Genomic DNA, 7,796 nt, shown 5'->3' on the forward strand with positions numbered 1-7,796 from the left:
CGCCGCTACTCCAGCCCCTGCTCGATCGCGTAGCGAGTCAGCTCGACGCGGTTGGCGAGCTGCAGCTTCCGCAGGGTCGCCTGGACATGGTTCTCCACCGTCCGGTGGCTGAGTGTGAGCTTGGCCGCGATCTGCTTGGCCGACAGTCCTTTCGCCACGTACCGGAGCACCTCGGTTTCCCGGTCGGTGAGCGTCGGGGGTGCGGGTGAGCGGCGGTCCGCCGTCGCCGACATCCGCCGGTACTCGCCGAGCACCAGGCCGGCCAGCCCGGGCGTGAACACCGCCTGGCCCGCGGCGGTCGCCGCGACCGCCTCCACCAGTTCCGCTGCCGAGGCGCTCTTGACGAGATATCCCGAGGCACCGGCCTTCACCGCTCCGAGCACGTCGTCGCGTTCGGACGACGCGGACAGCACGAGCACCCGCGTCCCCGGTGAGGCGCGCAGCACCGCGACGGTGGCGTCGGTACCGCTGCCGTCGGGCAGCGACATGTCCATGAGCACCACGGCCGGCCGCACCGCCGCGGCACGTCGCCCGGCCGATCCGACGCTGTCGGCGCCGGCGACCACGCGGAAGCCCGCCGCGTCCAGATCGCGGGAGACGGCGTCGCGCCAGATGGGATGGTCGTCGACGACCATCACGGTGACGGGGGCACGCGGGTCGGGTTCAGTCATGAGGTACCACCCGCGGGATCCGGATCTCCCATTCGGTGCCCTCGCCGGGGGCGCTGTCGAGGACCGCGACACCCCCGAGCCATTCGGCCCGCCCGACGATCGACTTGGACACACCCATCCGTCCCTGCGCCTGTGCCTCGGCGAGCCGCCCCGCGGGGATGCCGTTGCCGTCGTCGCGGATGCTGAGGATCACTTCGTCGCCGAGGTCCTCGAGCAACACGTACGACCTGGCGCCGGGGCCGGCGTGCAGCGCGGTGTTGTCCAGAGCAGTCGCCGCGGCGGCGGCGAGCTCGACGGCGCGGGCCCGGTCGAGCAGGACGGGATCGGCGGGGGCGGAGACCGTCACGTTCGCGGCGGCTCGGGCGCGCAGCAGCGCGCGCAGATCCACCTGTTCCTCACCGCGGTCGACCCGGGTGTCCTGTTCCGAGATGAGCATCCGCAGCGCCGCCTCCTGTTCGCCGGCCAGTTCGGCCAGTTCGGCCGCCGCCCCGCCGAGCTCGTTCCCGCGCCGCTGAACCAGGGCGAGCACCTGCAGCACTCCGTCGTGGACCTGCCGGGCGAGCCGGTCGCGTTCCTCGGTGGCGGCGGCCATGCGCACCGCGTGTTCGAGCTGCCGGTGGGCGCGCCGGGCGGTCACGGTCGCGAATCCCATCGCGACACCGACCGCGACGAGAACCGGTGCGGTCGCATCCCGCCACAGGTCGAGGTTGATCTGGTCACGCACGACGGCGCTCACGGTGGCCATCACGAGTGCCGAGCACGTCCCGGCGGCGGGTCCGCCGAGCACCGCGGCGGACAGCACCGCGTTGGCGACCCAGAGCGTGGTCGGCAACGTCTGGTGATTGCTGTACCACTCGTGGTCGGCGACGAGCCGGGTCGCGGCCATGAGGGTGATCGCCACGACCTGGTCGAGTGCCACGACCTTCCAGCGCTGCGTCGAACCCCGGGACAACAGGACCGCCGAGAGCGTCGACCAAACCGCGAGAAGGGCGATGAAGAGCCAGCTCAATCCGGGTTTCGTGTAGTACGCGACGGTCGAGAACTGGGAGCTGACCGCGTAGGCGAGGGTGACGAGTCGGAACACCTGCGACGCCCGCCACAGCGGCGCATCCGGATCGGCATTGCGCCGGTTTCGTCCGGTTCCTCCCATTGCCGACGTCTCCCCCGATTCGATCGATCGAGCAGATCGTAGCGGCCCGGTGACGCGTTATACCGACCACGACGTGCTGTGACCGTGGCCACAGTGGTTTGATTTGAAGTCGTGTTGAGGTCATATCGGGCTGTTGCGACGACTCTGCGTAGTCGCTGGCCCCTCTACATGGTCTCGATGTGTGCCTCGAATCTGTTCGGCGCCCTGCTGGTGTTCGCGTTCGTCCGCTACGGCATCCCGATCTCGGAATCCGAGAACATCATCGCGGACCGGGTCCGCAACTTCGCGGTGTTCGCCGTGTACCTCGCATTCGCGGGCGTCGTCAGCCTCACCGCCGCGGCCGTGATGCTGCGCTCGGTGGTGCGCTGGCAGTTGCGTGGCGGACCGCCGACGCGATCCGAGCAGATGGCCGCGCTGCACGCACCGTTGCGGCAGGCGATCGTGCACCTGGCGCTGTGGATCCTCGGCGGTGTGCTGTTCGTGTTCCTCACCGCGGAGGAGATGCCGTCGCTGGCAGTGGCGGTGGCGATCACGGTCGCGATGGCGGCGACGAGCACGTTCGGGTTCACCTACATGCTCGGCGAGCGGATCCTGCGGCCGGTGGCCGCGCAGGCTCTCAGCGAGGGCCGGTTCGATCGGACCATGGCGCCCGGCGTCGGTACGCGCCTGGCGATGACATGGGGCCTGGGCACGCTGATGCCGGTTGCCGGCATCGTCCTGTTGTGCGTCACGCAGCTCACGTCGGAGATGGAGTTCTCGCCGGATTCGCTGTCGTGGGCGATTCTCGCGCTGTCGGTCATGGCGATCGGGCTGGCGCTGGTGCTCTCGACGCTGACGTCGGCGCAGATCTCCGACCCGGTCAAGCAGCTGCGCTGGGCGATCGAGCGGGTACAGCGGGGCGCGACCGGTGTGCAGGTCGAGGTGTTCGACGGCAGCGAGATGGGCCGCCTGCAGGTCGGCTTCAACCGGATGATGGCCGAGTCCGACGAGCGGCGCCGGCTGCGCGAACTGTTCGGTCAGCACGTCGGCGAGGACGTGGCGCGCCGCGCGTTGCAGTACGGCACCGAGCTGGGCGGGGAGACCCGGTACGTGGCGGTGCTGTTCGTCGACATGGTCGGTTCGACCGCCACCGCCGCGGAGCGACCGCCGAGCGAGGTCGTGGACCTGCTCAACGAATTCTTCCGGGTGGTCGTCGACGTCGTCGACCGGCACCACGGTTTCGTCAACAAGTTCATGGGTGATGCGGCCCTGGCGATCTTCGGAGCGCCACTGGACCGGCCGGATGCGCCCACGGCCGCGCTCGCCGCGGCGCGCGAGTTGCGGTTCGCGCTCGACGAGATCACCGGCCTCGACATCGGTATCGGGGTGTCGGCGGGTCTCGCGGTGGCCGGCAACATCGGTGCCGCCGAGCGGTTCGAGTACACGGTGATCGGTGATCCCGTGAACGAGGCGTCGCGCCTGACCGAGCTGGCGAAGATGCGGCCGAGCCGTGTGCTGGCGTCGTCGAGTGCGCTGTACTTCGCCGACGACGACGAACGCGAACACTGGGCCCTGGGCGACGAGGTGCAGCTGCGGGGGCGTCGCCGGCTGACCCATCTGGCCTCACCGGTGGACTACCCCGAGTAGTGCCGCCCGCAGCGAAGTGAGACCGGTCGCAGCAGGGCGTTGGATACGCTGATCCGCGTGGCGCCGCCTCGCGATGAACCACCCCGACCCGGCGTCGCGCCGCGTCGGGGCGGCTTCGCATGGGTGAAGTGGCTGCTCGGCGCCGCGCTGGTGGTGTTGCTGACCGTCGAGGCCGTCTACCTGTGGCCGACGCTGAGCGATTCGTGGCGGGCCCTGACGGAAATGCACTGGGGCTGGTTCGCGGCGTGCATCGCGGCCCAGGCCGCGGCGCTGAGCGGGTTCGCCGGTGTCCAGCAGCGCCTGCTCCACGCCGGCGGGGTCACCGTCGGGCATCTTCGCTCGGCGTCGGTGGTGTACGCGAGCACGGCCATGTCGGTGACCCTGCCGGCCGGGCCGGTGTTCTCCACGGCGTTCACTTACAAGGAGACGCGGCGCTGGGGGGCGACGCCGGTCGTGGCGTCCTGGCAGCTCGCGGTGTCCGGGGTGATCGCGACGGCGACTCTCGCCGCGGTCGGGGTGACCGGTGCCCTGGCGGTGGGTTCGCGGGTCAGCCCGGTCACGCTGGTACTGGCCGTCGCCGGTGCGTTCGCCCTGTTCTACGGGTTGCGTCACGTCGCGAGAAATCCGTCGTCGATCCAGGCGCTGGGCCTGTGGCTGATCCATCGCGTCAACCGGATCGCGAAGAAGCCCGCCGAGACCGGGGTGGAGGCGTTCGAGCGGATCCTGGGCCAGCTCGAATCGGTGGAGCTGGGACGGCGGGATGCGCTGACCGCGCTGGGCTGGTCCGGAGTGCACCGGGTGTGCGACGTGGCGTGCCTGGGCCTGGCGTGCTGGACGGTCGGCGGCGATCCGTCGCTGCCGGGTTTGCTGATCGCGTTCGCGGCGGCGAAGGCCGTGGCCAGTGTGCCGCTGGCCCCCGGTGGGCTGGGGTTCGTCGACGGCACGTTGATCGCGACCCTTACGGCGGCGGGGATGAGCGCGTCGCAGTCGCTGGCGGCGGTGTTCGTCTATCGGGTGGTCAGCTTCGTGATCGTCGCGGTCGTGGGCTGGATCGTGATCGCGGTGCTGTACCGGTCGCATCGCATCGACGATGCCGAGCTGGATCTGGAGCGCGAGCATCGGGCGCGGTCGCTGCTGTCCCGGCGCCGCGATGCGGACCCGGACGACCAGCCGGAACGCGATCCCGATCGCACATCTTCGTGATCCACATCACAAGGTAGTTGCGCAATCAACCAATCGGTGTCATCGTTGACCACATCAGAAGTTGAAACTTCAATCAATACGAGGAGTTGCCATGACCACCGCCACCACCGCGACGTTCCCGGGCCTGACCGCCGGCACCTGGGCCATCGACCCCGTGCACTCGACCGTCGGCTTCACCGTCCGCCATCTCGTGGTCAGCAAGGTCCGCGGTAGCTTCCAGAACTTCTCCGGTGCCGTCACCGTCGCCGAGGACGGCACCGCCGCCGTGGCCGCCGAGATCGCCGTCGACTCGATCGACACCAGGAACAGCGACCGCGACGCCCACGTCAAGTCCGCGGACTTCTTCGACGCCGAACAGTTCCCCACCGCGTCCTTCACGTCCACCGGCGTCCGCAGCACCGGTAAGGGCTACGTCGTCGACGGCGAGTTCACCCTGCACGGTGTGACGAAGCCGGTCGAACTCGAACTCGAGTTCAACGGGGTGAACCCCGGCATGGGCAACGGCCCGGTCGCCGGCTTCGAGGCCATCACGGTCATCAACCGCAAGGATTTCGGTATCAGCATCGACATGCCGCTCGAGGGCGGCGGCGCCGTCGTCGGCGACAAGATCACCATCACCCTCGAGATCGAGGCCGGCCTGCAGTCCTGATCCACCTCCCGCCCCGGCGGCAGGATCCCCGGCCGCACGTCCACCGAGCGCCGTCCATCCCGGACGGCGCTCGGTCGCGTGCGCGACCTACCCTTGAACTCGTGAGAAAATACGCGCCGGCGCTGGTGATCGACATCGTCCTCGTCGTGGTCTTCGCCGCTCTCGGGCGTTCGAGCCACGACGAAACCCTGAACATCCCGGGGATCGCCACCACCGCGTGGCCGTTCCTCGCCGGGCTCACGGTCGGCTGGTTCGCCACCGCCGGGCTCTATCGCGAGAAGTTCGACGCGCGCGCCGCCGTCCCGACCGGTGTCCTGGTCTGGCTGTGCACGCTGGTCGTCGGAATGCTGCTGCGCGCGGTCACCGGGCAGGGCACCGCAACCGCGTTCGTCGTGGTCGCTACAATCTTCCTCGGATTGTTCCTGGTCGGCTGGCGGCTGATCGTCCGTGTATGGGCGCGCCGCGACGTCTCGACCCGTTGACGCCGGCACCCCTGCCCCGCGAAATCTCCGCGCGTGCGCTGTTCCCGGTGGGAAAGTGACTTTCATGAGTGACACAGCGGCACGCCCGGTCTCGCAGTCGGACCACCGGTTCTTCGGCCAGCCGCTCGCCCTGGCGAACCTCTTCGGTGTCGAGATGTGGGAGCGATTCTCCTTCTACGGCATGCAGGGCATCCTGATCTACTACCTGTACTACTCGGCGGACGAGGGCGGGCTGGGAATCAGCAAGGCCGCCGCGACCTCGATCGTCGGCGCCTACGGCGGCACCGTCTACCTGTCCACGATTCTCGGCGCCTGGATCGCCGACCGGGTCCTCGGCTCCGAACGAACCTTGTTCTACAGCGCCGTGATGATCATGTTCGGCCACATCGCGCTGGCGGTGATCCCCGGGCTGGCCGGTGTCGGTGTCGGTCTGGTCCTCATCGCGTTCGGCAGCGGCGGACTCAAGGCGAACGCGACGTCGCTGGTCGGCGACCTGTACGACGAACAGGACGAGCGCCGCGACGCGGGCTTCTCGATCTTCTACATGGGCATCAACCTCGGCGCCCTCGTCGGTCCGCTGCTCACCGGCTGGGTGCAGACCAACATGGGCTTCCACTACGGATTCGGGCTCGCGGCGATCGGCATGGCCATCGGGCTGATCCAGTACTCGATCGGCCGCAAGCGGCTGGCCGGCATCGGCGCGACACCCCCGCACCCGCTGCCGGCGGCGCTGCGCATGCGCGTCGCGGCCGTCGCGGCCGTCGCCGTGGTGATCATCGCGGTGGCCGCGCTGACCGGCCTGATCACGACCGGCAACATGTCGGATCTCGTCGTCACCCTGACGATCGTCGCGGCGGTCGTCTACTTCGTGATCATCCTGTCGAGCCGGTCCATCACGCCGGTCGAGCGCAAACGCGTCATCTCGTTCATTCCGATGTTCCTGGCGAGCGCCGCGTTCTGGTCGCTGTTCCAGCAGCAGTTCACGATGGTCGCGGTGTACTCGGACACCCGTCTTGATCGGAACCTGTTCGGCTGGGACTTCCCGCCGTCGTGGGTGCAGTCGATCAACCCGGTGTTCATCATCATCTTCGCGGGTGTGTTCGCGGCCGCGTGGACGAAGCTGGGCCCGCGGCAGCCGTCGTCACCGATCAAGTTCGCGATCGGCACGATCATCATGGGCATCGCGTTCCTGTGCTTCATCCCGATGTCCGGAGGCGGGCCGAACAGCGCACCGCTGCTCGGCCTGGCGGGCATCCTGCTGTTGTTCACCTTCGCCGAGTTGTTCCTGTCCCCGGTGGGCCTGTCGCTGTCCACGAAGCTCGCCCCGAAGAACTTCCACACCCAGATGGTGGCGTTGTTCTTCCTGTCGGTGGCCCTGGGCACGGCGATGGCCGGCACTCTGGCCAAGTACTACGACGAGAGCAACGAGGTGCCGTACTACCTGTGGATCGGCGGCGCCTCGATCGTCGTCGGCGTCGTGCTGACCCTGATCTCGCCGTGGATCCGCAAGATGATGCAGGGCGTGCACTGACACCCGCCGGGACTGACGATTACCGCACCGCGAGCCACGCGGCGAGTCCGAACCCGGCGACCGCCACCGCGATCCGCAGCACGCCGGGCGGGATGCGCTTGACGACCGGCGGTCCGCACCAGCCGCCCGCGACCGTCCCGATCGCCATGGCGACGGCGGCGGGCCAGTGCACGGGACCGAACGCGGCGAAGCCGATCGCGGCGACCAGGTTCGCGACGCCGAGCAGATAGCTCTTGAGGATGCTGGCCCGCCAGATGCTCTCCGACGAGCACACGAGGATGAGTGCCAGGAAGATCACGCCGGCGCCCGCGCCGAAGTAGCCGCCGTACACGGCGACGACGAACACGGCCGCCGAGAAGGTCCGGGGCAGGTCACGGTTCCCGGCGAGAGCGCGGATCCGGGGCTGGAACAGCAACGCGAGCGCCGCCAGTGCCACCAGATACGGGACGATCGCCTCGAACGATCCCTCGGGCGCGGCCAGCAG

8 protein-coding genes are annotated in these 7,796 nt (G+C 69.1%); 5 read left to right on the plus strand and 3 right to left on the minus strand.

Annotated elements, in window-relative coordinates; all coding sequences use genetic code 11:
• Positions 1 to 5: 5 nt before the first annotated feature.
• Together A8G15_RS18905 and macS are read right to left on the minus strand one after the other, a co-directional pair.
• Positions 6 to 671 carry a response regulator gene (locus A8G15_RS18905; protein ID WP_068162990.1) on the minus strand — a complete coding sequence of 222 codons (666 nt, stop codon included), beginning with the start codon at positions 669 to 671 and terminating at the stop codon, positions 6 to 8.
• Complete coding sequence (gene macS, locus A8G15_RS18910; protein ID WP_068162994.1) at positions 664 to 1,821, minus strand: MacS family sensor histidine kinase; 1,158 nt, start codon at positions 1,819 to 1,821, stop codon at positions 664 to 666. The genes A8G15_RS18905 and macS overlap by 8 nt, the downstream gene beginning before the upstream one ends.
• 168 nt (positions 1,822 to 1,989) lie before the next feature.
• Here macS and A8G15_RS18915 point away from each other — a divergent pair, with 168 nt between their 5' ends.
• From A8G15_RS18915 to A8G15_RS18935, 5 genes are all read left to right on the plus strand, one after another.
• A complete protein-coding gene (locus A8G15_RS18915) occupies positions 1,990 to 3,447 on the plus strand; it encodes an adenylate/guanylate cyclase domain-containing protein (RefSeq protein ID WP_068162997.1) in 1,458 nt (485 codons plus the stop codon).
• 57 nt (positions 3,448 to 3,504) lie between these two features.
• Complete coding sequence (locus A8G15_RS18920; protein WP_068163000.1) at positions 3,505 to 4,650, plus strand: lysylphosphatidylglycerol synthase transmembrane domain-containing protein; 1,146 nt, start codon at positions 3,505 to 3,507, stop codon at positions 4,648 to 4,650.
• Positions 4,651 to 4,741: 91 nt separating this feature from the next.
• Positions 4,742 to 5,299 carry a YceI family protein gene (locus tag A8G15_RS18925; RefSeq protein WP_068163002.1) on the plus strand — a complete coding sequence of 186 codons (558 nt, stop codon included), beginning with the start codon at positions 4,742 to 4,744 and terminating at the stop codon, positions 5,297 to 5,299.
• 101 nt (positions 5,300 to 5,400) lie between these two features.
• Positions 5,401 to 5,781: a DUF3054 domain-containing protein gene (locus tag A8G15_RS18930; RefSeq protein ID WP_068163004.1), complete on the plus strand. Its 381-nt coding sequence runs from the start codon at positions 5,401 to 5,403 to the stop codon at positions 5,779 to 5,781.
• Positions 5,782 to 5,845: 64 nt separating this feature from the next.
• Positions 5,846 to 7,312: a peptide MFS transporter gene (locus tag A8G15_RS18935; protein ID WP_068163007.1), complete on the plus strand. Its 1,467-nt coding sequence runs from the start codon at positions 5,846 to 5,848 to the stop codon at positions 7,310 to 7,312.
• Positions 7,313 to 7,331: 19 nt separating this feature from the next.
• Here A8G15_RS18935 and A8G15_RS18940 read toward each other — a convergent pair.
• Positions 7,332 to 7,796: sulfite exporter TauE/SafE family protein (locus A8G15_RS18940; RefSeq protein WP_156665463.1), on the minus strand; the 465-nt coding region annotated here is incomplete at its 5' end.

It is taken from the genome of Rhodococcus phenolicus, from assembly GCF_001646785.1.
In the GTDB taxonomy this organism is placed as follows: Bacteria; Actinomycetota; Actinomycetes; order Mycobacteriales; family Mycobacteriaceae; genus Rhodococcus; species Rhodococcus phenolicus.

Bases quoted from the DNA above. Each gene is read 5' to 3' on its own strand.
- A8G15_RS18905 (WP_068162990.1), bottom strand. From the start codon at position 671: ATGACTGAACCCGACCCGCGTGCCCCCGTCACCGTGATGGTCGTCGAC.
- macS (WP_068162994.1), bottom strand. From the start codon at position 1,821: ATGGGAGGAACCGGACGAAACCGGCGCAATGCCGATCCGGATGCGCCG.
- A8G15_RS18915 (WP_068162997.1), top strand. From the start codon at position 1,990: ATGGTCTCGATGTGTGCCTCGAATCTGTTCGGCGCCCTGCTGGTGTTC.
- A8G15_RS18925 (WP_068163002.1), top strand. From the start codon at position 4,742: ATGACCACCGCCACCACCGCGACGTTCCCGGGCCTGACCGCCGGCACC.
- A8G15_RS18935 (WP_068163007.1), top strand. From the start codon at position 5,846: ATGAGTGACACAGCGGCACGCCCGGTCTCGCAGTCGGACCACCGGTTC.